This is a genomic window from Stenotrophomonas sp. STEN046, assembly GCF_056759755.1.
In genome coordinates, this window is sequence record NZ_JBRRDR010000003.1 from 140,404 (window position 1) to 163,005 (window position 22,602).

Consider the following 22,602-nt stretch of genomic DNA (forward strand, 5'->3'; position numbering starts at 1 on the left):
GGAGCACGACCATGGTCAACCCCGTCGCCCAGGCCCATCGTGGCCTTGGCACCACACTCTTCAGCCTGTTGAACCCGATACCGTTCGGCTTCTTCGTGGCCGGTCTCATCTTCGACATCCTCTACCTCAACACCGCCGAGGTGATGTGGGGCAAATCGGCGGCGTGGCTGATCACCTTCGGCCTGCTGATCGCCATCCTGCCGCGGCTGATCAACCTGTTCGCGGTGTGGCGCCGCAACGGCACCGCCACCGGCACCGACCGCCTCGACTTCCTGCTCAACCTGGTCGCCATCGTGCTGGCCATCTGGAACGCCTTCGTGCACAGCCGCGATGCGTATGCGGTTGCCGTGCCGGGCACCGTTCTTTCCGCCTTCACCGTGGCCCTGATCGCGCTGGGCTTCATCCTGCTTTCGCTGCAGCAGCCGGTGCTGCAAGGAGCCCGTCATGGCTAAGCGCATCCTGCCCGTCGTCGGCGTGCTGTCGTTGTCCCTGGCGTTGGCCGCCTGCGCCGGCAAGGCCGAGTACCACCCCACCGACCAGTCCGGTGCGAAGCCGCCGCTGCCGGCACCGAAGAACTTCCTGATGCCGCCGATGCAGGTGCCCAAGGGCGTGGGCTGGGCCGATGGCCAGGCACCGTCGGTGGCCGAGGGCCTGAAGATCGAACGCATTGCCGCCAACCTGCAGCATCCGCGGCGATTGTTGACCCTGCCCAACGGCGATGTGCTGGTAGTGGAAGGCAACGGCCCCGGCGAAGAACCGGTCACCACGCCCAAGCAGTGGATCGCCGGCAAGGTGAAGGCACGGTCGGGCAAGGCCGGCAAGGGCGGCAACCGGGTCACCCTGCTGCGGCGCACGCCCGGCACCAGCACCTGGACCCAGCACGTCTACATCGAAGGCCTGCACTCGCCGTTCGGCATCCAGCTGATCGGCGACACGCTGTACGTGGCCAACACCGGCAACATCATGAAGTACCACTACGTGCCCGGCGAAACCCGCATGTCCGACAAGGGCAGCGAGTTCGCCGACCTGCCCAGCACCATCAACCACCACTGGACCAAGGAACTGCTGGCCAGCCGCGATGGCAGCAAGCTGTACGTGGGCGTGGGCTCCAACAGCAACATCACCGAAAATGGATTGGCCGTCGAGTACCGCCGCGCGGTGGTGCTGGAAGTGGACGTGGCCACCAGCGGCAGCCGCATCTACGCCTCGGGCATCCGCAACCCCACCGGCCTGGACTGGGAGCCCAGCACCGGCAAGCTGTGGGCGGTGGTGAACGAGCGCGACGAGATCGGTGCCGACCTGGTGCCGGATTACCTCACCTCGGTGCAGGAGCACGGCTTCTACGGTTGGCCCTACAGCTACTACGGCCAGCACGTGGATGAGCGCGTGCAGCCGCAGCGACCGGACCTGGTGGCCAAGGCGATCCGCCCGGACTTCGCCATCGGCTCGCACGTGGCACCGCTGGGCCTGCTGTTCTACACCGGCCAGGCACTGCCGGCGAAGTACCACGGCGGTGCCTTCATCGGCGAGCACGGCAGCTGGGACCGCTCGCCGCTGAGCGGCTACGAAGTGGTGTACGTGCCGTTCAAGGACGGCAAACCGGCCGGTCGCCCGGAAGCGGTGGTGAGCGGGTTTGCGTCCAAGGATGAAAAGACACTGATGGGCGCGCCGGTGGGCATGGCCATCGATGCCGAAGGCGCGCTGCTGATTGCCGATGACGTTGGCGATGTCGTGTGGCGGGTGTCGGCGAAGTAGCCGGCCCCTTGTAGAGCCGGGCATGCGCTCGGCTCTACAGTTCAGACATCCCGCCGCGCAGCCCACTGAACACCGAGTCGGCCGCAAACCCAACCCCGCCCAGCAGCACACCGAAATACACCACCGAGGCAACCACGAAGCCGTAGCCGGCGGCCACCGCCGCACCATCGCGCTGGATGAAACCGATGGCGAAGGACATCAGCGCCAGCGCCGGCAGCGTGTTGCTGAAGGGAATCGGCCCGGCCGGCAGCATCAGCAGGATCGTGGCGAACACCAGCGCCAGGTTGTTCAGGCGCATCATCTTCTTCGAGCGCACCAGTGCGGCCAGCCGCATCGGCCGCGAAAGCCGCTCCATGCGGTGCACCCACTTCAGTGCACGGCCCAGGTTGGCCTTCAACCTGTCGGTGGCGATCTGCTTGTCGGCCAGGCGCTGCGGCACCCACAGCGGGCGGTCGCGTACGCGGCTCAGGCCGATCAGCAGGATGGAGGCACCGAACACCGTGCTCAGCCCGGGAATCGACACCGGAATCAGGAAGATGGCCGACAGCAGGATCACCACCAGCATCAGGCCTTCATCGCCCAGTGCATGCAGCAGCGTGCCAACGCGGATCTGTTCGCCGGGCAGGCCGTCGATCAGGTCTTCAATCTGCTGGGCAAGCGGGGCGGCGTCGGAGGTATCAGGGGCGCGGTAAGTCATGCGTCGAAGAGTTTCCAGGGTAGGGCGGTCAAGGGGCCGTCCTGCGGTGGGGGACGCACAGGCTCACCGAGTATCTCCGCGCCGGGCGGGCTGGAGGTGAACCGGGCATGAGGCCGGGGCCTGGCCTAAAATGGTCGGCCCGCATGCAGGTTGAACAAGATGGACATGGGTCGCAGGCAATCGACCATTGAACTGGTCGCCATCGATATGGATGGCACCCTGCTGGACCCCGCCCACAAGCTCACGCCGCGGGTGAAGCAGGCCATCGCCCAGGCGCGCGCGCTGGGCGTGCATATCGTGTTGACCAGCGGCCGCCCGGTGCCGGGCCTGGCGCCGTTCCTGCATGAGCTTGGCATCGAGGGCGACGATGACTACTGCATCGCCTGCAACGGTGGCCTGGTGCAGCGCATCGGCCCGCGCGAAACCGTGGTCGAGTATCCGCTCAGCTTCGATGATTTCGTGTACTGCGAACAGGTTGCCCGCCAGATCGGCGTGCACTTCCAGGCACTGGATGCGCAGCGCATGTACACGCCCAACCAGGACATCAGCATCTACACCGTGGCCGATTCGCACCTCTCGCGGATGCCATTGTCGTACCGCCGCGTGGCCGACATGGACCCGGGCATGTCCTTCATCAAGCTGATGATGATCGACGAGCCGGAGGTGCTGGACGCTGCCATCGCGCGATTGCCAGCCGCGCTGACCGAGCGCTTCGCGGTACTGAAAAGCGCACCGTTCTTCCTGGAAGTGTTCGATCGCCGCGCCGGCAAGGGGCCGAGCCTGCAGAAGCTGGCCGAACACCTGGGTATCGACCGCGCCAACGTGATGGCCATCGGCGACCAGGAAAACGACCTGACCATGCTGCAGTACGCCGGCACCAGCGTGGCGATGGGCAATGCCATTGACGCGGTGAAAGTCGTGGCGCGTTTTGAAACCGCCACCAATTCCGAAGACGGCGTGGCACAGGCGATCGAGCGTTTCGTGCTGCAGTAAGCCGGTAATGCGAAGAAGGACGCCGCCGCGCACGGCGGCGGCATCCACCAACCGTTTACTGGCAGACGTACTCGTTGCCCGACTGGACGCTTTCCACATCGAGCTCGTGGTTCTGGATCTCGATCGTTTCCATGCGGGTTGAAACAACCACCGCACGGGCACCGACGTTGCACCCGGCAGGCAGGCCGCCAGCGTAGACCTGCCCATTGATCGCATACGCCAGGCCGTAGCAGGCCGAGCCGAGCTTCTGCGAGTCGAAGTGGCAGGCATTGAGCTGATTGTTGGCCGATGCGCTGGCGGCGTTGTAGTTGGTCGTCCAGCCGCTGAACGGATCGTTGGCGCAGGTACCCGGGAAGTCCTGGATCGGCGTGCCGCCGGTCGTGCAGGTGTGTTCCCATGCGCTGGAGAAGGGGCTTTGTTTGAAGTACGCAGTGCGGCCGCTGTCGACCCATTGCGCGGCGGCGGCATTTTCGGCGAAGGCAGACAGGCCGAGCAGGCACAGTGCAGTTGCGGCGAGCGGTTTCAATCCATTCAACATGACGTTCGTCCTTTGAAGTGTCGAGTTAACGCGTCGGAGCCTTGCATGGCAGCGCGTGCGGAAAGCATCGCAAGTGTCCGCGCGGCCGCCGCCGACATCATCATTCGGCATCCAGGGCGGCGCAAGTCGAACCAGGCACGAATAGTCGAAAGGCTGACCGAGCGCACAGACATCACACTGCAACGTGCAGGTGATACGGCAGCATCAGAAGCGATACCTGCGTATAGCCGCGCTTTACCACGGTGCAATGGCGGATGTGGCGGTCCGATGCAACACTTTCGCACGTCGAAATCACGCCATCGCATTGTTCGGCAGCTGATCGTCTTCGTCTGCCGCTGACCGGCGCGCCCTGCGCCGTTCCCGCCTTCAACGCCATCGCATCACCCGCCACTGCATCGCCATCCGGCGCTGCATCGCGCTGGGCGTGCGCCTGCGTCCTCTTCTCCCTGTACCTGGATCTGGCCATGAACACTCCACCCACGACCCTGCTTGCCCTGGCACTCAGCACTGCCATCGCTGCACCGGCCTACGCCGCCGAAAGCAACGACACCCCCACCACCTTGAACGCACTGCAGGTCGTCGCCACCCCGCGCGGCGCGGCCGTTGCCCCCACCCAGGTGGTCGGCCCCAACCGCTACGTCATCAATGCCACCGACCTGGACGCAATGGTGACCGGCAACAACGGTCTGGCCATGCTGAAGCACGTACCCGGTGCCAGCTACACCGCCACCGATGGGCTGGGTCTGGATATTTCCGCCACCAGCCTGTTCGTGCGCGGTTTCCGCATGAATGAAATGGGCATCACCTTCGAAGGCGTGCCGCTGAACGACAACGGTTTCCTGTCGCTCACCGGCACCAGCGTGGTCAACGTCGGCGTGCCTGATGGCATCGGTTCCATCACGGTCAGCCCCGGTGGCGCGCCGGTCAGCGTGTTCTCCAGCAGCGTCAACGGCGGCAGCCTGGAATACCGGCTGGCCGAGCTGCAGGACACGCCCGGCCTGCGCATCAAGCAGGGCGTGGGCAGCAACAACACGCTGGTCACCACCGTCTCCGGCCAGAGCGGCCAGCTGGGCGAGCACGGCCCGAAGCTGCTGGTCGACCTGCAGCGCGTCTCGGCCGACAAGTACCAGGGCGGCGGCACCCAGCACTTCCTGCGCGGCGACCTGAAGGCGCAGCAGGATGTGGCGTGGGGCGACTTCACCGTATTCCTGTCCGACAGCAAGGCGGCGGTGTGGGGTTACAACAACATCTCCTTCGACATGATCCGCAAGCTCGGCTGGAAGGCCGACAGCTTCTATCCGGACTATGCGTGGGCGTACTACGTGGCCTCACCGGAGAACGCCGACAAATCCTGCGGCGCCTACACCTGTGGCGAACTGTCCGAGCTGATTCCCTACGACACCGGCCAGGCCACCCGCGACCGCGTCGCTTCGATCAATCACCGCTTCCAGATCACGCCGGCACTGAGCGGCAACGTGCAGCTGTACAACGCCAACAGCCACACCCAGGCCACGCTGACCGATCCGACTGTGCCGTCGCCCAACGGCGCGCCGTTCTCCGAACAGGTGCAGACGCCGCGCCTCAATCGGCTGGGCGGCATGTTCAACCTGCAGTTCGAAGCCGGCGCGCACACCATCACTACCGGCTTCTGGCAGGAAAAGAGCAAGGCCGCGGCAAAGACCGAGTGGTACCAGCAACCGTTGCTGGGCGAAGGCAAGCCATTGAAGGCCACCGGGCCGTTCGACGTGTACGGGCCGGCCTTCCAGACAGAGAATGCATCGAACTGGGTAACGCGCTCGCGCCAGTTCTACCTGCATGACGATATCGCGTTGGCCGACACGCTCACGCTGGGCGTGGGCTTCAAAGCGGTGGACTTCAGCACCAGCGGCGGTGGCATCGGCGATGCGGCGGACCGCCCGGTGAACGGTACGCTGCGCGCCAAGAGCAGTTTCCTGCCGCATGTATCGCTGTTCTGGAGCCCGACCGAAAAGACCGATGCCTTCATTGATCTGGCCAACACCATGAACGGCTATCGCGTCGCCCAGCGCGGCAACATCGGCTATACCGCCTCGGCGTGGACCATCACCGACCAGGAAGAGTTTGATCGCGTGGCCGGCTCCCTGCGGCCGGAAAAGAACTGGAACCTGACTGTCGGTGCCAGCCACCGCTTCGACGGGGTGACGGTCACCGCCGATGTGTTCTACAACGACATCCGCAACCGCCTGCTGTCGGCGGCGATCGGTACCCAGTTCGCGCAGATCAATACCGTGCGGCTGATGCCGAAGATGCATGTGATCGGCGCCGACCTCGGCATCACCGCCGACCTCCGGCAACACCTGCAGTTCTACCAGGGCATCGCGGTAGCACGCTCGTACTACGACAGTGATTTCGTGGTGGGCGATACCGTGTACCCGATCAAGGGCAATGCACAACCGGGCTACCCGCAGATATCGTTGGTCAGCGATCTGTCCGCCCACTTCGGCGACTGGCGCTTCGGCGCCACCAGCACCTCGTACCTGCGCCAGCCCTTCACTTACGAGAATGACATCCGCGTGCCGACGTTCTGGCAGGTCAACACCTATGCCGCCTACAGGCTGGGCGAGCGCAGCGTGCTGCCTGGGCTGGAGCTGCGGCTGGATGTGAGCAACCTGTTCAACCGCAACAACATCGGCACCGCCACCATCGCCGGTTCGTCGTTCTCGGGCGATTACCAGACCCTGCAGCGCAGCGCCCCGCGGCAGGTGATGTTCAGCACCTCGATGACCTTCTGAGCTCCGACCCCAGTAGATCCACGCCATGCGTGGATGCACTTCGCGGCATCGCACGGAATCCCGCCGGCGCCAATGCGTCGCCAACCAAGGTTGGCATCTACCAAAGCAGGGCCCGGCGCACGCAATCCGGTAGCGCCGGGCCATGCCCGGCGGAATCGCTCCACCCAAGCGGGGCCATCCACCGCACTTTGCACAATCAGCACTGATATTCCGGCACCAACGCAAGGTTCCCACAATGTTGCTGGGTCATGCTGTCCACATGGCACAACCGTCCCCCCAGTCGATCCCGCTTACGCTGCTGCGCCGGCGCGCCAACGGACGTTCGCGTCCGGTTCCGTTCGCCGCACCGGCGGTCGACCTGAAAGCCGAGTACCAGTTCTGGCAGATCTACGACCGCGTGGTCGGCGCGTTGCCCGGGGGCGGGCTGCGGCCGGCCTGGCTGGTGCTGCAGAAGGTCTACCGCAACCGCGTGCGCTTCCCCGACGACACGCACCCGACGGCGCTGTCGCGGGTGTTGTTCGGCACCAACATGACCGACGAGCGCGCCGCCGAGCTGGAAGCGCTGTACGGGCTGGTCAGCCGGCGGTTGGCGGCGGTGGCACTGCGTGACCGGGCCGCCCGCAACACGGCTTAGCTTGTCTTGCAGGGCATGCAGATGCGCCCGCTGCCGCCGGCACCGCCGCGCAGGTCCGGGTCGAAGAACGCTTCCTGGTCGCGGATCTGCCCGCAGCGGCTGCACACCTTTTTCTCCTTGGACTCCAGTCCCTGCACCTGCTCGATCACCTGGTCGACCGCCACCGAGCGGATCTCGGTGCCTGCCACTTCGATCAGGCGATACAGCCGGTCAGACAGCGTCTGCACCGGGTCACTGCCCAGGTTGAAGCGGTTGATGCGCAGGAAGCGGTAGCCGTAGCTCTCCAGCGTCAGCTGGCGCTCGACGTCGGCCTCCACCAGATAGCGCTCGTGGTTGCCCACATGCACCGGCTTGTCGCGGCGGAAGTGGAATTCGAAACCGTCGTACTCGATCACGATCTGCAGCGCGCCACGCACGGTCTGCACGGTCACCAGGAAGTCCACGCGCCACGCCGGGTGCTGGTAGGTCGGGTCCAGCTGGCGCAGGTAGTCGCCCACCGGGAACTGCGGAATGATCTCCACCGCATCGCCGTGGGCCTGCACGAACGGCGTCTGCTGCAGCCACTGCAGCACCTTCGATTCCATCGGGCTGCGCGCGTCGGTCTGTGCGGGGTCGGCTGCCGGGCGGTCAAGCTGGCTGGCGTAGTAGCGTAGCGCCTGGCCGATCGCACCACGGAAGGCATCCACCGGCATCGAATGCACGATCCAGATCGCCTCCTGCGCGCGGGAGAAGCCGACATTGAGTCGCTGCACCTTCAGCTTGTCTTCCACCGCGTCCACCGCGCCGGTCAGGCTGATGGGGAAGATGTAGTTCAACGCATCCTGTCCCACCGTGGCCACCATGGAATAGAAGATCAGGCCGCGTTCCTCGCCCTGGCAGGAATCAACGGTCATCACCTTCAGGCGCAGGCGCTCTTCGAAATCGCGTCCGCGCGCGTGGTTGAACAGCGCCTTGGACAGCAGCGTCTGCTGTTCGCGGAAGGGGGTGATGATGCCCACGGTGGGCGGGGCATCGCTGTCGAGCAGCTCGATCAGCCGTTCGGCGATGAAGGCCGCCTCGGCTTCGTTGGTGCTGCGGCTGGTGCGGTGCGCGCTGGCATCGACCTGACTGAAGCGGATCACCTCCTGCAGCGGCCTGCTGCGGATCTTCAGCGCCTGCAGCTGGTGGTTGTAGAAAGTGGAGGACGAGAAGCCGATCAGTTCCGCATAGCTGCGGAAGTGCTTGCGCAGCATCACCGAGTAGGACGCCGACAGTGAGCAGAACTCCAGTACCGAGCGCTTCACATCGAACATTGCCAGGCGTTCCAGCACATCGGCCTGCTGGCTGACATTGGCACGGAAGTAGTTCACCAGGTCCGACCGGTACTTGTCGTTCAGCGCGATGCTGGCGTTGGCCGCCTTCACGTTGGAAAACTGCTTGGAATCGCCCAGCACCACCACCTTGCGCGCACGCAGCAGCGCCGGCAGCGCCTGCGCCACCGACACCTGCGAACCTTCGTCGATCACCAGCACGTCGAACAGGTCCGGCGCCAGCGGCATGTACTCGCCGAATTCGCGGATGCTGGCGATCATCACCGGGAAGGACTCGCGCACGCTCTCGAACTTGTCCACCGGGAATTTCTGCCGGTTGGCGATCACCCCGGCCAGTGCACGCGCATCGGCGCGGTGGTGGTCCATGAAGTTGACCAGGCGCCCGTCCACATGCGCGTTCATCACCGAGGTGTTGAGCCGTTCCAGCCGGGTCTTGGTGCCCACATAGTCGTACTGCGGTGCATCCACGAAGGCCTTGCGGGTGGACATCCAGCCGTGCAGGAAGCGCAGCGTCAGCGCCCACAGCGTGGGGTCGTCCTTGGGCTCGGCCAGCAGGGCTTCGACGATGACCGGATTGAGCCGTGCCAGCAGTGTCATCGCCTGGCGCGCAACGGCGGCGCCCGGTCCCGGCGCGGCGGCATGGGCAATCTGCCGATAGCTGGCCGGCAGCTGCGCGCCCAGGCCCTCGGCCTCCAGTTTCATGCGCAGCGCGTTCGCGCCCTGCACGATGGCCTGCAACGACGCTGCATCGTGCTTGAGCAGCAGCGGGCGGGTGGTGCCAAGCTGGCTGAGCTGCAGCTCCAGCCCGCGCACGGCGTTGCCGCGCAGCAGGTAGCCCAGCACCGGCATCTTCAACTGCTGGTACTGCAGCAGGATCGTGCCGAGTGTCCGCAGCTGCCCGGCATCGAGCGACTCGAACACGTCCCAGCCACCCACCGGGCGATCGGCCAGAAACGCGGTGACCACCGCATCGCGGCGGATGCGCTCATCCAGCGAGGCCGGGGTGTAGTCGGTGTTGCCGAACAGGGCCGCAAGATAGGTTTCGAGCAGCTCGGCCTGGGCGGTTACCTGTCCCAGTTCGGCCAGCACATCGGCGTCCATCACCGCATGCACCTGCTGCAGCACCGCAGGCGCGCGTTCGGCCAGCGTGGCTTCCTGCTCGTGCATGGTCTTCACTGCGGCAAGCGAGACCTGCCCCAGCGTCCGTACGGTGGTGGCGATCGCCTCGCGCAGCGTCGTGGCGGTGTCCTGCCGCTCGCTTTCCAGCGCGGGCTGGTTGGCCTTCATGGCCTTGGCGAACGCCGATATCTGGCTGACCGTGCCGGTGGAGGTCAGTCGCTTGAAGTTGGCCGCCTGCTGGCCCAGCCGCAGGATCGGGTTGGGGAAATCGCGGTCGTGGCGGACCCGGCTCATCGCATCGGAAAGCTTGTCGTACACCACGTCCAGCGCTTCGGTCTTGTCCGACAGCACCAGGCAGCTTTTCTTGTTGAACGCACAGTCGGCCGCGATGGCGGTGATGGTGTGCGACTTGCCGGTACCCGGTGGGCCTTCCACCACCACGATGCGGCCCTGCGGCTCGCGCACGGCCAGCAGGATCTTGCGCTGTTCCTCATTCAACGGAATGGGCGAATCGAACACCATGCGGTCGACCAGCGGCAGCGCATCCCAGGCCGATTCCACCTGCTGGCCGATCGGCTCGGGGTTGCGCATCAGCACACCTTCCACCATGCCGTGGAACAGATCCACCAGCTTCGATCCACCATTGCGCGCCTGGTCGATGATCTCCTCGAAATCATTCAGCAGCGCTTCGTCGGCGCGCTCGAATGCGGCCAGGTGCAGGGCCGGCGACAGCGCAACGGTGGCGGTGGAAGCCTCGCTGGCCGAGGAGGACAGCGAAACCTCGCCACCCAGGTCGACCGCGTTGGCGACCTGCCGGAACAGCGATGCCGCCACTTCAAACAGGCTCTGTGCCGGGTCGATGTACTGGATGCGTTCCTGGATCGGCGACACCCATTCGCGTGCCATGCCGACCGCCAGTTCCTGCAGCACGAAGTCGATGGCGCGCCGGTTGGCGAACAGGCGGTTGCTGAGGGTCAGGGTGTAACCCGAACCATCCTTGGCCCGCACCACGTCCAGCGGCAGGTAGAACACCGGGTACTGCACGCCCGCGTACTTGAGCGTGCCCACGTAGAGATACAGCTGCAGACCATCGCCGGTGGCGACATAGGTTTCCAGGTCGCGGAACTCATGGAAGGCATCGGCCGCCACGAAGTTCTCGAAGAAGGCGACCAACGCGCTGATCGTGCCTTCGCGGGTCAGCTGATGCTCGCAGGCCTGCTGCAGCGGCAGTTCATCACCGGTGGCCAGCAGGCGCGCCAGCACCTCCGGCAGCGTCTGGTGCAGATCGACAACGGCGCGGCTGACCAGGTCCGATTCGGCCGCATGCAGCGAATCCATTACCCAGTAAGCCTGGCCTTGCAGCGGGCCGGCCAGATGCGCGATCAGCGGCCGCACCACCTGCGCGCACATCGCATCGACCAGGGTGCCCTGCAGCGATTCCACCCAGGCCTCGGGGTCTTCCAGCGCACCGGCCATGCTGGCGCGCGCCTTGTCCAGCACGGCCACGCGCACCGTGGCGATGGCGGTCTCGGTGATGGCGTTGACCTGTTCCTCGACGATGCGGCGCAGCGTCGCGCTGATCGGACGGGTGTAGCTGCGCGGGCCGATGGTGAAGGAAAGCTCCTCACCGGAGGGGCGGCTGATCAGCTTCCACAGCTCCTTGTCCAATGCCGGATACGGCGCGGTGCGCATGCCGGCGCGAAAGCCGGAATCGCTGGTCAGCACGATGCGTCGGCGCGGCGCCTGCGCGCGCTTGAAATCCGATTCAAGGAAATCGCGGAAGTACTGCGAGATCCGTACCGCGATTTCGCGCATGCGGGTTTCGCCCAGGGGGGCGCCACCGTTCGCGGCGGGCGGCGGCACCGGGTTGGCGGTGTCGGGCGTGGGCAGGTGCGGAGGCTGGAGAGTACTCATCGATCGGCAGGCATGCCGCTGACGCATCAGGCAGCACAGAGGACAGGGATCTGCATGGTCGCATGCGCGGCCGGTGGCGGGGAGAGGCGCCGGGGCCCGCTCGGGCATCTGCCGAGTATCGGTAGCGGCTACGTTCCCGGCTTGCCACGGTCCAGCTGCCGGTAGCCGATCGCCTCAGCCAGATGGGCGCTCTGGATCGCGCCGCTTCCTGCCAGATCAGCAATCGTCCGCGCCACCCGCAGAATGCGGTGCATCGCCCGCGCGGAAAGCTGCAGTCGTTCTATCGCCTGCTCCAACAGATCCTGATCCCCCTCGCTCAACCGCGTGCAGGCGCGAAGCGCCGCCGGCGGCAAATGGGCATTCAACCCGCCCCGTGCCTGCTGCCGCGCGTGCGCCGCTTCCACCCGCGCCCGTACCACGGCGCTCGGTTCACCCAGCGGCGTGCTCTCACGCAGCTCGACGGCATCCATGCGGGCCACGCTGATGTGCAGGTCGATGCGGTCCAGCAGCGGGCCCGATACCCGCGCGCGGTAGCGGGTGATGCGCTCGTCGCTGCACAGGCAACGGTTGCTGCGGTCGCCGGCCCAGCCGCAAGGGCACGGATTCATCGCCGCCACCAACTGGAAGCGCGCGGGGTAGACCACGCTGCGTGCCGCGCGGGAGATGCGGATGTGGCCGGATTCCAGCGGCTCGCGCAGGGTTTCCAGCGCGCTGCGGTTCCACTCGGGCAGTTCATCCAAAAACAATACGCCATGGTGAGCCAGTGAGATCTCACCGGGGCAGGGCGGATTGCCGCCACCCACCAATGCTGCGGCACTGGCGCTATGGTGCGGCGCCCGGAAGGGGCGTTGCCGCCAGCGTTTCGGGTCCAGCCCTTCGCCGCTGACCGAAGTGATGGCCGCCAACTGCAGCGCGTCGATCTCTTCGGAATCCGGCAGCAGGCCCGGCAGGCGCGATGCCAGCAGTGTCTTGCCGCAGCCGGGGCTGCCGATCAGCAGCAATGTGTGGCACATTACACCCCATGACGCGAGCTTACACGTACATCCGCTTCTCTACACCCGAGCAAAGTGAAGGGAATAGCCTGGAAAGACAGCAAGCAGCTATCGATGCGTTTGTACGCGAGAAAAATCTGACCCTCACGGAGAGCAGTGCATTCCAAGACTTGGGCGTCTCCAGCTATCGAGGCGCCAACCTGCGCAACGGCTTGGGGAAGTTCATTGCAGAGGTAGACGCTGGCAGAGTGCCAAAGGGCTCGTACCTCTTGGTTGAGTCGCTGGACAGACTCTCCCGTCAGAAGGTAATGGATGCGCTGTCTTTGCTTGTGTCTCTGATAGACAAAGGCATCAAGATTGTCCCGCTCAATGATGACGGGGCGCAGGTGCTGGATAAGGCGTCAGGGCTCGGGCCACTGGTCATTGCGCTGAGTGTCATGCATCGCGCCAATGAAGAGTCTGAAACAAAGTCCAGGCGAGTGAAGGCAGCGTGGCAGGCGAAGCGTAGGAATGCTGCGAACAAGCCTGTTAGTCGTAGAGCCCCGGAGTGGCTGGAGTTCGATGAAGCGACCGGCTCGTTCAAGCCCATTCCGGAGCGCGTCGACGCAGTCAGAAAAATTTACGAGCTGGCCGATGCCGGTCTTGGGCGCGGGCGCATCGTGAAGTATCTCAACTCCAATGGCTTTGCCAGCTTCCGGAATCCAAATGAGGGCTGGCAAACCTCATCCGTCTCAAAGATTCTTAGAAACCGCTCTCTCATAGGCTTCTATCAGCCGCACCGCATGTACTACGACTCGGCGACGGGCGTAAAGAAGCGAGTACCTGACGGCGACGAGGTACCGGACTACTACCCGAAGGTGCTTGAAGAAGACCTCTTCCTTCGAGTGAACGCGAGGCAGTACGCTCCGATTGCTTCACTCGTTGGTCGGCAGGGGGAGACGCTGACGAACCTTTTCACTGGATTTGTGTACTGCCACTGGTGCGGCGCTCCAATGTCCATGGCTAACAAGGGTCCAGGACGTAAGGGCGGCCGCTACCTTGTCTGCTCCAAGGGGCGCCGTGGCAAGGACTGCAAGTACAGGTCATGGAACTACGATGACGTGGAGATGTATGTGCTCTACGCGCTTCGCCAGCTTGACTTGGCAGCGGTGCTTGCTGGTGTTGACACCAATCAGCGTCGGCAGGATATCCGCACTGAACTCGCGCGAGTTTCGTTGGAGCTAGCTGACTCAGAGCGTAGACTCGCGAGCCTGTCAGCGGAACTCGTCTCGCAGGCCCCGGCAAACGTCAGAACCCTTGTCAGTGTGGTGGCCACGCTCGAAGGGGTGGCGGATGAGCAGAGGAGGCGCTGCGATGAGCTCCAAGCGGAGGACGCGGCTCTAGGAATGGCCGTTGACGACCCTGGTACCTTTGCTCAGAACCTCTTGCGCCTGTATGACCAGATGGCATCAGTGGAGAAGCAGCAGCTCTATCTTCTCCGAGTCCGACTTAGACAGAACATTTCGCGTCTTCTGAGTCGGATTGATGTCATGGCGGTAGGGAGAGGGGAGCCGCATGTCACCAAGAACGGAAACAACTCTCCCAAGCTCTTCCTCACCTTCAAAGACGGGCGGCGAAGAATGGTGTTGCCAATCGGAAAGAATAGTGTCCACCTATCGGACCTTCCGCCTATTGGCAAAGGATAGCCGAGAAGGGCAGAGAGCTCGCCTCTCTGCCTTTAAGGGGCCAATAGGTGGCTGGTACTTAGTTCACAAGTCGATTAAAAGCCAAACTTGCTTTGACCTCGCACTCACCGTGGCGTGAACTCGATGGCATCGGTAACTGCTATTCCATTCAGGCGGCCGCTGACAACTGCCACTCCAAACCCACAGACATATGCGCCGCGATTGTCCATCATCGGTGAGGAAGCTCCTCCCTTCATCAGAGAGCCCTCATTCACTCTTGCATTGGTTGCTTGCGCGGACGAACGGAAGAGCAGTCCATCAGTTGAGCCAGCGGTCTGTAGCGTCCCTGAGAATAGCGTCTCGTTGGCAGTCTTGATTGGGACGATTACATTCTTGGCGAGCCCTTCGAAGTAGACGACTTGACCGTTTCTGAGGCGGCTAGGGTCTGTCGTGCGGTCAATGAGACCGCTGGATGCATCGATACTTCCGTTCCTGACGGCCTGCACTAAGTCGACTTTCAGCTCAATGCAGGAGCTCGTCTGCCCTCTTTGAACTCCGGGGTAGCGTGCGAGGTAGCTGGGCAAATCAGTGGCAATCTCATCTAGTGAATGTGACCCTGAGTCACGCGCGCAAGCTGCTACGTTGACGAGAGCAACAGACAGAATGACCATGCCAATTGATATGCGCTTCGGTTGCCCAGGGGCCGAACGGTTCAGAGGTTGGTTCATCGTTGGGAAGCATCCTTGTTGTTGGCTTGACTAGCAAAAAAGTTGGTGAAATCTCCGGCAGCTCGCCACCTTGGGTACTACTTGACCGGAGCAGGTGACTCTGGAATTGAGTGATAGCTCGCTCCCGTTACCGTAGCTCTGGCTGCTTAAAACACATGCACCTTAGCGAGCACAAAAAACCCTGAAATGCTTGTCCTGCAAGGCTTTCAGCAACACATTGGTTGCCCGTTCTCGCAAAAGCAAACAATGTTCCAAGAGGTGTCGTGCTACAGATAATGTAGCATACGGCAGTGCGCGAGATGGCCATCCTGTAGGCCGCTACAGGATGGATTCGTCTCGGCTTATGGCGCTCCCAAAACTCCGCAGTCTGTTCACCAAGCGCCTTAAGGAAGCGCGCTTGGCTTTGGGCATCTCGCAGCGAGAGCTTGGGCGACGGATTGGGTTGGCGGAGGATGTCGTGTCCAGCAGGGTAGCAAGGTACGAGTTGGGAACTTCTGAGCCAGATTTCGCGACCGCTGGTAGGTTGGCGAAGGAGCTGGGAGTACCGCTTGCTTACCTGCTAGCTGACACGGAAGCATTGGGGGACATCATCCTTCTTGCTACGACACTATCGCCCGCCGAGCAGCGAAAGTTGGCTGCTGATTTGCGAGCCGGTCGGGTAGGGAAGCCCTCATCGTCTGCATAAAGGAGTCCGAGTGAAGATTCAGATTCGCTGCGTCGATGAACATGGCAACTACGTTCGTACTCTGACGGCAGAGGCGCTGCCGCTCCACCCTCGCCTAGCGGCACCTGTGGACTACCAAGTTGCCCTGGCTGATGAAGATTTCAATCGGTTAAAGCGTGCGTTCCTGCGTTTTACGCGCTCTATTGAGGCGCGCCAGGCCGTCGGTGACATTGGCCTGGCGTTCAACAACGGGCAACTATTGGCCTCGAAAAAGCCCAAGCACTCTGACGTTAAGGTGCTTGCTATGGAGATGCGGCCCTTCTTTCTTGAGAAAGACCCTCTCTGCTTCACAAAGCTTCTTTCGCTGCGCTCGCTCGGGGCTGCGGAGGACTTGCGGCCTTGCTTGAGACAACATCGCCTGCGATGGGAGAACAGCGCTTTCGAGGGCAGGATGTCGATGGCTGTTGATGGCGCGAACTTGAACACGTCTGCCGTAGTGAGAGCATGGTTCAATGACGACTTCTTTCACTCGGAGTCTGAGAGAGCCAATGAGCTTTCACTAGCCCAGCTCGTTTCGAAGGCAGGCGGGGAGGACCAGGCTATGTCGCTTCTAACTCATCATATGATTGAGTCGCTCAGGGTGGTGGCTGAGTTCTTCCAGGACATCTACAACGTGTCCGCTGAGTTTAGAGCATGGTCGGCCACCGTTCCGGGATGGACTAAGAAGCGCTAGCTATCCTGCTCGCGAGCAGCTTTCAAGGCTCGATAGACGCTACTGCGGCCAATTGCAAATCTCTCAGCTAACTGGTCAATGCTGAAGCCTTCTTCCAGCCGCATCTTCCTAATGCGCGCCTCTTGAGCTTCAGTGAGTGCCTTCTTTCGTCCAAACTTTGTACCGTTCTTCTGAGCGAGTGCAATGCCATCGCGTTGGCGTTCGGCGCGTATATCAGCCTCGAACTCCGCAAACGCACCCAAGAGATTGAACATCAACTTTCCTTCTGAAGAGTTTGTGTCCAATCCCTGGTCCAGCACGCGGAGACTCACATTCTTGCGCTTGAGGTGGTCGGCGATTTTGGCTAGGTCCAGCACCGAACGCGCGATTCGGTCGAGGCGAGAAATGACGAGGACATCGCCATCACGCACGTAGTCGAGAGCATCTTGAAGAGCTGGACGATTCTCTGCTTGGCGCCCTGAGCGCTTCTCTTGGTAGACCCTGGTGCATCCTGCATTCGACAGCTTCTCCAACTGCACCTCTAGAGACTGGCCTGCTGAGCTGACACGTGCATAGCCGACGACTTCCATCTTGGGTGTCCCGTAATTTCTAGAGGTTGCGAGACTATCATTTTGGGATGAGTTTTGGAATGGTGGTTTGGTAGTCCCATGAGGTATACAAATTGAGAACTCCACGCCGCCATGGAAGGCTATGCTGCACACATGAGAACGCCACCTGCACTCGTTACTCCCGCGTTGCTGACTTGGGCCAGAGAAGCGGCTGGATTGACCGTCTCCGGCTTGGCGGGAGCTATTGGTCAAGCGGAAGAGCGTGTATTGGCTTGGGAGGAAGGAATCGAGCAGCCGTCCATGGCTCAGCTGCGCGACATCGCGGACAGGCTGAAAAGGCCAACTGCAACGTTCTTCCTTCCTGAGCCTCCGCCCGAGAAAGGACGGCGACAAGTCGACTTCAGAACTCTTCCGGAGACTAGTGAATCGGGAATGGGTGTCGCATTGGAGCTAGAGCTCCGACTGGCCGAGCTTAAGCGTCAGGATGCGTTGGACTTGGCTGAGGAGCTTGAGGTCCCATTGCCTGAGTTCACCTTTAGGGCATCTCTTAAGGATGACCCTGAAGTCGTTGGTTCCAAGCTCAGGCGCTGGCTGGATGTCCCGACTCCCGGCAACCGACTTTGGCGCGACAAGTACACGGCGTTGAAGACTTGGCGGGAGGCGATTGAACGAGTGGGTGTTCTCATCATGCAAGCCTCCGGTATTCCGGTGAGCGTGATGAGGGGATGCGCGTTGGCGTCTTTCCCGCTGCCAGTCGTCATTGTCAACGGGGGCGACGCACCGGCAGGTCGCACCTTTACCCTGCTTCATGAGCTCGGCCACCTTGCACTGGGACAAGACAGTCTCTGTGACCTTGTGGATGGAACTGGAACGCGTTCGCCCTTGAAGGAGAGCATTGAGGTCTTCTGCAACCACATTGCCGGCGCCGCATTGGTCCCCATGGATGCCCTCCTGAGCTCACGGACCGTCGTTGAGGGACTGCGGCGGAACACAGAAGGTGAGTGGGACGATTCCTCCTTAATTGAACTATCAAGGCACTTCGGTACCTCTTCAGAGGTTGTGCTTCGTCGTCTAGTGATTGGGCGTGCCGCATCCCCTGACTTCTATGGACATTGGCGAGCTCAACAACAGCGGGCAATGGAAGGGGCCTCGAGCGACGACGGAGGGTTCGTTGAGTACTTCCGGCGTGTGGTGAATCACAACGGGAGAGTATTCACCCGCTTGGTGGTTGATGCGTACCAGCGTGAGCTCATTACAGGGACTGAACTCTCTCGCATGTTAGGGACCAAGCTTTTGCATCTGCCAAAAATTCAGGCGGAGGTAGGGATGCCGGAGACACTTCGATGAGCTATAGCTTTGATACGAGTGCACTCATAGAGCCTTGGACTCGCCGATATCCCCCGGACCTGTTCCAGCCCATTTGGGGGTGGCTGGAGAACCTGGTCGACCAGGGGCACGTTGCTGCTATTGACGAAGTCAGGCATGAACTCCACCGACAGGAAGACGAGCTATCGGCTTGGACGAAAAGCCAGGAAAAGCTCTTTGTACCTGCCAGCGCAGATGTGCAGACCGCACTGAGGGATGTTCTCATCGCTTTCCCGAACTTGGCAGACCATGAGCGAGACAGGTCCGGTGCGGACCCGTGGGTGGTCGCTTACGCTCTTTCGGCGGGGAGAAGCGTCGTCACCTACGAAACGATGGGGAAGGCTTCAAAGCCTAAGATTCCCAATGCTTGCGCCCACTTCGGCATTGGGTGCCTATCGTTGGTTGACGTGCTTCGCCAGACTGGCTATCGCTAGCCCGCCCAGCTGTGCGCATTGACTCACAGTCAAAAAATATTGACAGCGCCCTTCTGAGCCCCTATCTTGAGTCCTAGGCCGAGTGACATCGCTCGGTTGATGTTCTCGGTGGTATGAGTTCCTCCTTCTGTTCGCTGAAAGCAAGAGCTAGCTAATCGGTTCTCGATGAAGTGAGAACGCTTCATGTCCATTCATGGAGCTATGCGCTGTGCACACGTCTCGAGCCTAGGCCCGATTCGTCGTACGAAGTGATGTGCAAGTTGATGGGCACGTTACAGAGCGTTTAATGGTGATTGGCTTGTTGTATCGGGTTGGCCCCTTCCGGCTTCTTGCTATGGGCACGGGCAATGTCGCCCGGATTGAAGGAGAGTCCATTGGACGCTCGCACGACAGAGAACAGCGTTGCGGTACTCAAACGTATTCGTGACGCTCATCAAGGCCAACTCGGTACAAGTGTTATCGCGGAAATTGACGCTGTCATTGCCCTGCTTGAAAAGAGCAACGACATCGAGAAATTGAAGGCCAAGGAGACATTGGGCTTTCGGGTTCTTACGCTAATCGCGGACTTAGTTCGGTTGTTGACGAACGTGTCCGAACTGATGAAGTGAAGGAATAGGCGATGCACAACAAGCCTTTCATGTTTTCTGGAGGTTCCTCTTATGAACATCGGGAGCGCGATACGCATGTGTCGCATTCGTCGTCAGCTCAGCCAAGCGGAACTGGCGCAGCGCGCAGGATGTTCGGTTTCATATCTCTCGCTTCTGGAGAACTCCAAGAGAGACCCCACGCTATCTACTGTGTCTTCTATAGCCAGTGCGTTGGGTATCCCGACAGAGATTCTGTTCTTCTTGGGTGCCGAGAAGGGCGAGCTTGCCGGTCTCAATGCCGAGCTGGCCGGTCAGTTGGCCATGGTGGCATTGGACTTGCTGAATGAGCCGAGTGCCCCCCCCTAGCTACCCGCATGGGAGCATCCAAAGCCTCGCGGCGCTGTCTCGCACGCTCGGCGTGCCAGCCGACAAACTACTGCAGATAGCCAAAGATGCCGACAATAGCTACAGATTGGCAAAGCCAATCGTAAAAGCTGATGGCTCTGTGAGACGTCCTGTCGATGCCAGGGTGAAGCTGAAAGGCGTCCAAGTCCGGATTAAAGAGCGGATTTTGGACCAAGTCAGGTTCCCGGACTACCTCACCGGAAGTCTCAAAGGGAAGGACGCAGTTGCAAATGCTCGTCTGCACGTTGGAGCGTCGGTGGTCGTGTGTGAGGACGTAGCCGGCTTCTTTCCGGCCACCAGTTCACCGGCCGTGCTTGGCATCTGGCGAGGATTCTTCGGCTTCTCTACTGAGGTGAGCGAACTGCTGACTCAGCTGACTACGCTGAACGGGGCATTGCCTGAGGGGGCCGTAACGAGTTCCCATCTCGCAAATCTGGCCTTTTGGCGCGAAGAGCATGCTCTGTATGAGGAGCTGCATCGTGAGGGCATTCGCTATTCCCGATATGTTGACGACGTATCGGTGTCGTCTGTGAATCAGCTTAGTAGACAGGAGCTTGCTGCTTGCATCTCTCGCGTCTATACGATGATGGGGCGGAACGGATATCGCCCCAAAAGAGCAAAGCAGCAGATTCAGTGGGCTAATGGTCCTGTTCTAGTGACAAAACTTCAGACTAATACACGCGTCGCCCTTACGAAAAAGGAACGACACGCGATACGGGGGGCTGTGCATGGCCTGGAACGGATGGCTCTAGCCGGGCCTTCTGATGAGCTGCTTAGGCGCCTGAGCAGTGTGTCGGGGCAAGTTGCTCGCCTGCGACGACTTCATCCAAATGAGGGCCAAATGCTGAAGAGTAGGCTTGATGCGCTCAGAAGACTGCTGACAGCAGCAGTCTAGAACAGGCGAGCCATCTTGGGCTTAGTGAAGGCGCTGAAGCTGCTTTGACGTCATGTTCTCGACTACGACACCTTCGAGGCCCGACGGGCGAATGAAGAACACGCTGTTACCCCGTTCGTTCGGCCATGAACCAATGTCCTTAGCCAAATAGGACGCAAGACCGTCGCTGTCGCTCACCTTCCGGACATCCGTTCTCTCCGCCGCAGACATCGTCTGTCCGTGTTCGTCACGAAGCCATTCTGCTGTGCGAATCACTGCGGACCTAAGACGTTCCTCGCATACGTCCTCCAAGTCATGCACCAGCACGTGGAAATGGAGCCTGCCTCTCAGTTCCTGGCTGAGTTGGTGCCTTTCCGCGACGACCGTAGCATGCATGCCAGCCCTCTTCTTCGACCATCTAGGTCCCCACATCTCTCTGTTGATGTACTTCGTTGCTTCCCAGAGGGCCTTGATGCATTGGGAGTCGGAATAGGGACGCATGAATGACAAGGTCCACAGGTATGAGTCTTGGCTGAGTTCGGATAGGAACTGCTTCCACCCCTCCACGCAAGAATTCTTCTTCTTGGGCTCTGCCGTGTTCCATGGTGCAGGTTCAACCTGCAGTACTCCGCGATACCTCGAATAGTTTGAAATTTTTTCTTTGTGCGTCATGTTCGTCTACAAATTTTGGATGCTTCTTCCCTTTATTGGGGTGGGTGCCTGACTGCGGGTCTAGCCTCAGCAGCGGGTGGCGGAACTGCCACAACGAATATTTAGAGCCGAGTGAGCAAGGCTGCAAATTCTCCAATTTGCTGCTTTCCAAAAAAGGGGTGTAATAGCTTCCAAATGGAAGCAGATGATGGCCTCCGGCCGCCGCCACCTCCAACGCGCGTCGCGCGTGCGCCTGCCCACGCACATCAGCCAGATCCGGCAGCGGCAGCGGGGTGGTGTCCACGCGTTCGACCTGCGGCAGCAGGTGCGGGTTACCCAGCCCGGCACAGCATTCCAGCAGGGTGCGCGCCACGCGCACGTCTGCGTGCTGGGCCAGCGCCGCCTCGGCGGCATTGCCCGGCGGCACGATCAGGATGCGCCCGGCTTCGGCGGCGGCAATGGCCGCTGGCAGTGCGCCGGACACCGCACGCAGCTCGCCGGTCAAGCCAAGTTCGCCGAGGAATTCGTATTGCAGCAGCGATTGCGGATCGACCTGACCGCTGGCCGCGAGGATGCCCAGCGCAATGGCCAGATCGTAGCGACCACCTTCCTTGGGCAGGTCGGCCGGGGCCAGGTTCAAGGTGATGCGCCGTTGTGGGAAGTCGAAGCGCGCGCAGAGCAGCGCGGCCCGCACACGCTCGCGTGACTCGCGCACGCTGGTCTCGGCCAGGCCGACAATCTGGGTAACGGGCAGACCGCCGGAGAGATGCACTTCGATGCGCACCAGCGGGGCATCGACCCCGGCGCGGGCACGGCTGTGGACCAGCGCCAGGCTCATGTTTGGTTTCCTGCGGAGGGCGCTTGATGGTGGGGCGGCGCGCTGCGGCTAGCCATCGGGGATTGCTGGAGGAGCGGCTAGGGATTCTGGCCTGCAAGGCTGTCTAGCGCGCTCGACGCTGGCCAGAGAGCGCGCGCCCGCCCCGCCTTTTCCACACTCGGAACTCGTTGTATTCGACTCGATTCTTTCGATTCCATGCGCCGGTCAAGAAGAGCACAACTACTGAAGGAAGTGACCTGAGACCGACCGATGGCGCTTCATCTGCCGCATGGGCCTGAGGATAAAAGCGATTCCCTATTATCCAAATTTAACGGTTTCATTGATAAATTTGTGATGGGTTGCGTACTCTTAAGCTTGCACGCATTTACTTTTTCCTAGATAACTGCCC

General features: G+C 61.7%; 18 protein-coding genes and 2 pseudogenes. 13 read left to right on the top strand and 7 right to left on the bottom strand.

Annotated elements, in window-relative coordinates; genetic code table 11:
- The first annotated feature begins 11 nt into the window (after positions 1-11).
- Both ACVOLJ_RS02905 and ACVOLJ_RS02910 read left to right on the top strand, forming a co-directional pair.
- A complete protein-coding gene (locus ACVOLJ_RS02905) occupies positions 12-452 on the top strand; it encodes a DUF2231 domain-containing protein (protein ID WP_481563417.1) in 441 nt (146 codons plus the stop codon).
- Positions 445-1,755, top strand: coding sequence for a PQQ-dependent sugar dehydrogenase (locus tag ACVOLJ_RS02910; protein WP_481563418.1), 1,311 nt, complete (start codon positions 445-447; stop codon positions 1,753-1,755). The genes ACVOLJ_RS02905 and ACVOLJ_RS02910 overlap by 8 nt, the downstream gene beginning before the upstream one ends.
- 34 nt (positions 1,756-1,789) lie before the next feature.
- On the opposite strand, the gene ACVOLJ_RS02915 is transcribed toward ACVOLJ_RS02910, so the two are convergent.
- Complete coding sequence (locus ACVOLJ_RS02915; protein WP_481563419.1) at positions 1,790-2,452, bottom strand: exopolysaccharide biosynthesis protein; 663 nt, start codon at positions 2,450-2,452, stop codon at positions 1,790-1,792.
- A 159-nt stretch (positions 2,453-2,611) separates the two neighbouring features.
- Here ACVOLJ_RS02915 and yidA point away from each other — a divergent pair, with 159 nt between their 5' ends.
- Positions 2,612-3,445, top strand: a complete 834-nt coding sequence (gene yidA, locus ACVOLJ_RS02920; protein WP_481563420.1) for a sugar-phosphatase — start codon at positions 2,612-2,614, stop codon at positions 3,443-3,445.
- Positions 3,446-3,500: 55 nt separating this feature from the next.
- On the opposite strand, the gene ACVOLJ_RS02925 is transcribed toward yidA, so the two are convergent.
- Entirely contained in the window at positions 3,501-3,983 is a 483-nt protein-coding gene (locus ACVOLJ_RS02925) for a hypothetical protein (RefSeq protein WP_105164802.1), read from the bottom strand.
- A 464-nt stretch (positions 3,984-4,447) separates the two neighbouring features.
- Between ACVOLJ_RS02925 and ACVOLJ_RS02930 the strand changes: the two genes are divergently transcribed.
- Positions 4,448-6,754: a TonB-dependent receptor gene (locus ACVOLJ_RS02930; RefSeq protein WP_481563421.1), complete on the top strand. Its 2,307-nt coding sequence runs from the start codon at positions 4,448-4,450 to the stop codon at positions 6,752-6,754.
- A 259-nt stretch (positions 6,755-7,013) separates the two neighbouring features.
- The gene (locus tag ACVOLJ_RS02935) at positions 7,014-7,388 is read left to right on the top strand and encodes a hypothetical protein (RefSeq protein WP_481563422.1); all 375 of its coding nucleotides are present in this window, start codon (positions 7,014-7,016) and stop codon (positions 7,386-7,388) included.
- Here ACVOLJ_RS02935 and ACVOLJ_RS02940 read toward each other — a convergent pair.
- Complete coding sequence (locus ACVOLJ_RS02940) at positions 7,385-11,731, bottom strand: AAA domain-containing protein (RefSeq protein WP_481563423.1); 4,347 nt, start codon at positions 11,729-11,731, stop codon at positions 7,385-7,387. The two genes, ACVOLJ_RS02935 and ACVOLJ_RS02940, sit on opposite strands and share 4 nt — an antisense overlap.
- Before the next feature lie 128 nt (positions 11,732-11,859).
- Positions 11,860-12,738 (bottom strand): annotated as a pseudogene (locus ACVOLJ_RS02945) (YifB family Mg chelatase-like AAA ATPase); the annotation flags it as partial.
- 14 nt (positions 12,739-12,752) lie between these two features.
- Between ACVOLJ_RS02945 and ACVOLJ_RS02950 the strand changes: the two are divergent.
- Positions 12,753-14,408, top strand: a complete 1,656-nt coding sequence (locus tag ACVOLJ_RS02950) for a recombinase family protein (protein WP_309908306.1) — start codon at positions 12,753-12,755, stop codon at positions 14,406-14,408.
- 104 nt (positions 14,409-14,512) lie between these two features.
- Here the strand turns inward: ACVOLJ_RS02950 and ACVOLJ_RS02955 are convergent, their stop codons facing one another.
- Positions 14,513-15,115: a hypothetical protein gene (locus ACVOLJ_RS02955; protein WP_481563424.1), complete on the bottom strand. Its 603-nt coding sequence runs from the start codon at positions 15,113-15,115 to the stop codon at positions 14,513-14,515.
- Positions 15,116-15,458: 343 nt separating this feature from the next.
- Between ACVOLJ_RS02955 and ACVOLJ_RS02960 the strand changes: the two genes are divergently transcribed.
- Positions 15,459-15,800 (top strand): helix-turn-helix domain-containing protein, encoded by a 342-nt coding sequence (locus ACVOLJ_RS02960; protein WP_197612460.1) that lies wholly within the window; start codon positions 15,459-15,461, stop codon positions 15,798-15,800.
- 10 nt (positions 15,801-15,810) lie between these two features.
- The gene (locus ACVOLJ_RS02965; RefSeq protein WP_197612461.1) at positions 15,811-16,512 is read left to right on the top strand and encodes a hypothetical protein; all 702 of its coding nucleotides are present in this window, start codon (positions 15,811-15,813) and stop codon (positions 16,510-16,512) included.
- Here ACVOLJ_RS02965 and ACVOLJ_RS02970 read toward each other — a convergent pair.
- Positions 16,509-17,081: a recombinase family protein gene (locus ACVOLJ_RS02970; protein WP_309908302.1), complete on the bottom strand. Its 573-nt coding sequence runs from the start codon at positions 17,079-17,081 to the stop codon at positions 16,509-16,511. The genes ACVOLJ_RS02965 and ACVOLJ_RS02970 overlap by 4 nt on opposite strands.
- 279 nt (positions 17,082-17,360) lie before the next feature.
- Here ACVOLJ_RS02970 and ACVOLJ_RS02975 point away from each other — a divergent pair, with 279 nt between their 5' ends.
- From ACVOLJ_RS02975 to ACVOLJ_RS02995, 5 genes are all read left to right on the top strand, one after another.
- On the top strand, positions 17,361-18,407 hold the full coding sequence (locus ACVOLJ_RS02975) for an ImmA/IrrE family metallo-endopeptidase (protein WP_197612463.1): 1,047 nt from the start codon (positions 17,361-17,363) through the stop codon (positions 18,405-18,407).
- Complete coding sequence (locus ACVOLJ_RS02980; protein WP_065197325.1) at positions 18,404-18,859, top strand: DUF4411 family protein; 456 nt, start codon at positions 18,404-18,406, stop codon at positions 18,857-18,859. The genes ACVOLJ_RS02975 and ACVOLJ_RS02980 overlap by 4 nt, the downstream gene beginning before the upstream one ends.
- A gap of 374 nt (positions 18,860-19,233) precedes the next feature.
- Positions 19,234-19,467 carry a hypothetical protein gene (locus ACVOLJ_RS02985; protein WP_081280509.1) on the top strand — a complete coding sequence of 78 codons (234 nt, stop codon included), beginning with the start codon at positions 19,234-19,236 and terminating at the stop codon, positions 19,465-19,467.
- Positions 19,468-19,518: 51 nt separating this feature from the next.
- A complete protein-coding gene (locus ACVOLJ_RS02990) occupies positions 19,519-19,812 on the top strand; it encodes a helix-turn-helix domain-containing protein (protein ID WP_065197327.1) in 294 nt (97 codons plus the stop codon).
- Positions 19,790-20,746, top strand: coding sequence for a reverse transcriptase family protein (locus ACVOLJ_RS02995; protein ID WP_197612464.1), 957 nt, complete (start codon positions 19,790-19,792; stop codon positions 20,744-20,746). Before ACVOLJ_RS02990 ends, ACVOLJ_RS02995 begins: the two co-directional genes overlap by 23 nt.
- An 817-nt stretch (positions 20,747-21,563) precedes the next feature.
- On the opposite strand, the pseudogene ACVOLJ_RS03000 reads toward ACVOLJ_RS02995, so the two are convergent.
- Positions 21,564-22,214 (bottom strand): annotated as a pseudogene (locus ACVOLJ_RS03000) (magnesium chelatase domain-containing protein); the annotation flags it as partial.
- Positions 22,215-22,602 lie beyond the last annotated feature (388 nt).

Bases quoted from the DNA above. Each gene is read 5' to 3' on its own strand.
- ACVOLJ_RS02905 (WP_481563417.1), top strand. From the start codon at position 12: ATGGTCAACCCCGTCGCCCAGGCCCATCGTGGCCTTGGCACCACACTC.
- ACVOLJ_RS02910 (WP_481563418.1), top strand. From the start codon at position 445: ATGGCTAAGCGCATCCTGCCCGTCGTCGGCGTGCTGTCGTTGTCCCTG.
- ACVOLJ_RS02915 (WP_481563419.1), bottom strand. From the start codon at position 2,452: ATGACTTACCGCGCCCCTGATACCTCCGACGCCGCCCCGCTTGCCCAG.
- yidA (WP_481563420.1), top strand. From the start codon at position 2,612: ATGGACATGGGTCGCAGGCAATCGACCATTGAACTGGTCGCCATCGAT.
- ACVOLJ_RS02925 (WP_105164802.1), bottom strand. From the start codon at position 3,983: ATGTTGAATGGATTGAAACCGCTCGCCGCAACTGCACTGTGCCTGCTC.
- ACVOLJ_RS02930 (WP_481563421.1), top strand. From the start codon at position 4,448: ATGAACACTCCACCCACGACCCTGCTTGCCCTGGCACTCAGCACTGCC.
- ACVOLJ_RS02935 (WP_481563422.1), top strand. From the start codon at position 7,014: ATGGCACAACCGTCCCCCCAGTCGATCCCGCTTACGCTGCTGCGCCGG.
- ACVOLJ_RS02940 (WP_481563423.1), bottom strand. From the start codon at position 11,731: ATGAGTACTCTCCAGCCTCCGCACCTGCCCACGCCCGACACCGCCAAC.
- ACVOLJ_RS02950 (WP_309908306.1), top strand. From the start codon at position 12,753: ATGACGCGAGCTTACACGTACATCCGCTTCTCTACACCCGAGCAAAGT.
- ACVOLJ_RS02955 (WP_481563424.1), bottom strand. From the start codon at position 15,115: ATGAACCAACCTCTGAACCGTTCGGCCCCTGGGCAACCGAAGCGCATA.
- ACVOLJ_RS02960 (WP_197612460.1), top strand. From the start codon at position 15,459: ATGGCGCTCCCAAAACTCCGCAGTCTGTTCACCAAGCGCCTTAAGGAA.
- ACVOLJ_RS02970 (WP_309908302.1), bottom strand. From the start codon at position 17,081: ATGGAAGTCGTCGGCTATGCACGTGTCAGCTCAGCAGGCCAGTCTCTA.
- ACVOLJ_RS02975 (WP_197612463.1), top strand. From the start codon at position 17,361: ATGGCTCAGCTGCGCGACATCGCGGACAGGCTGAAAAGGCCAACTGCA.
- ACVOLJ_RS02980 (WP_065197325.1), top strand. From the start codon at position 18,404: ATGAGCTATAGCTTTGATACGAGTGCACTCATAGAGCCTTGGACTCGC.
- ACVOLJ_RS02990 (WP_065197327.1), top strand. From the start codon at position 19,519: ATGAACATCGGGAGCGCGATACGCATGTGTCGCATTCGTCGTCAGCTC.
- ACVOLJ_RS02995 (WP_197612464.1), top strand. From the start codon at position 19,790: ATGAGCCGAGTGCCCCCCCCTAGCTACCCGCATGGGAGCATCCAAAGC.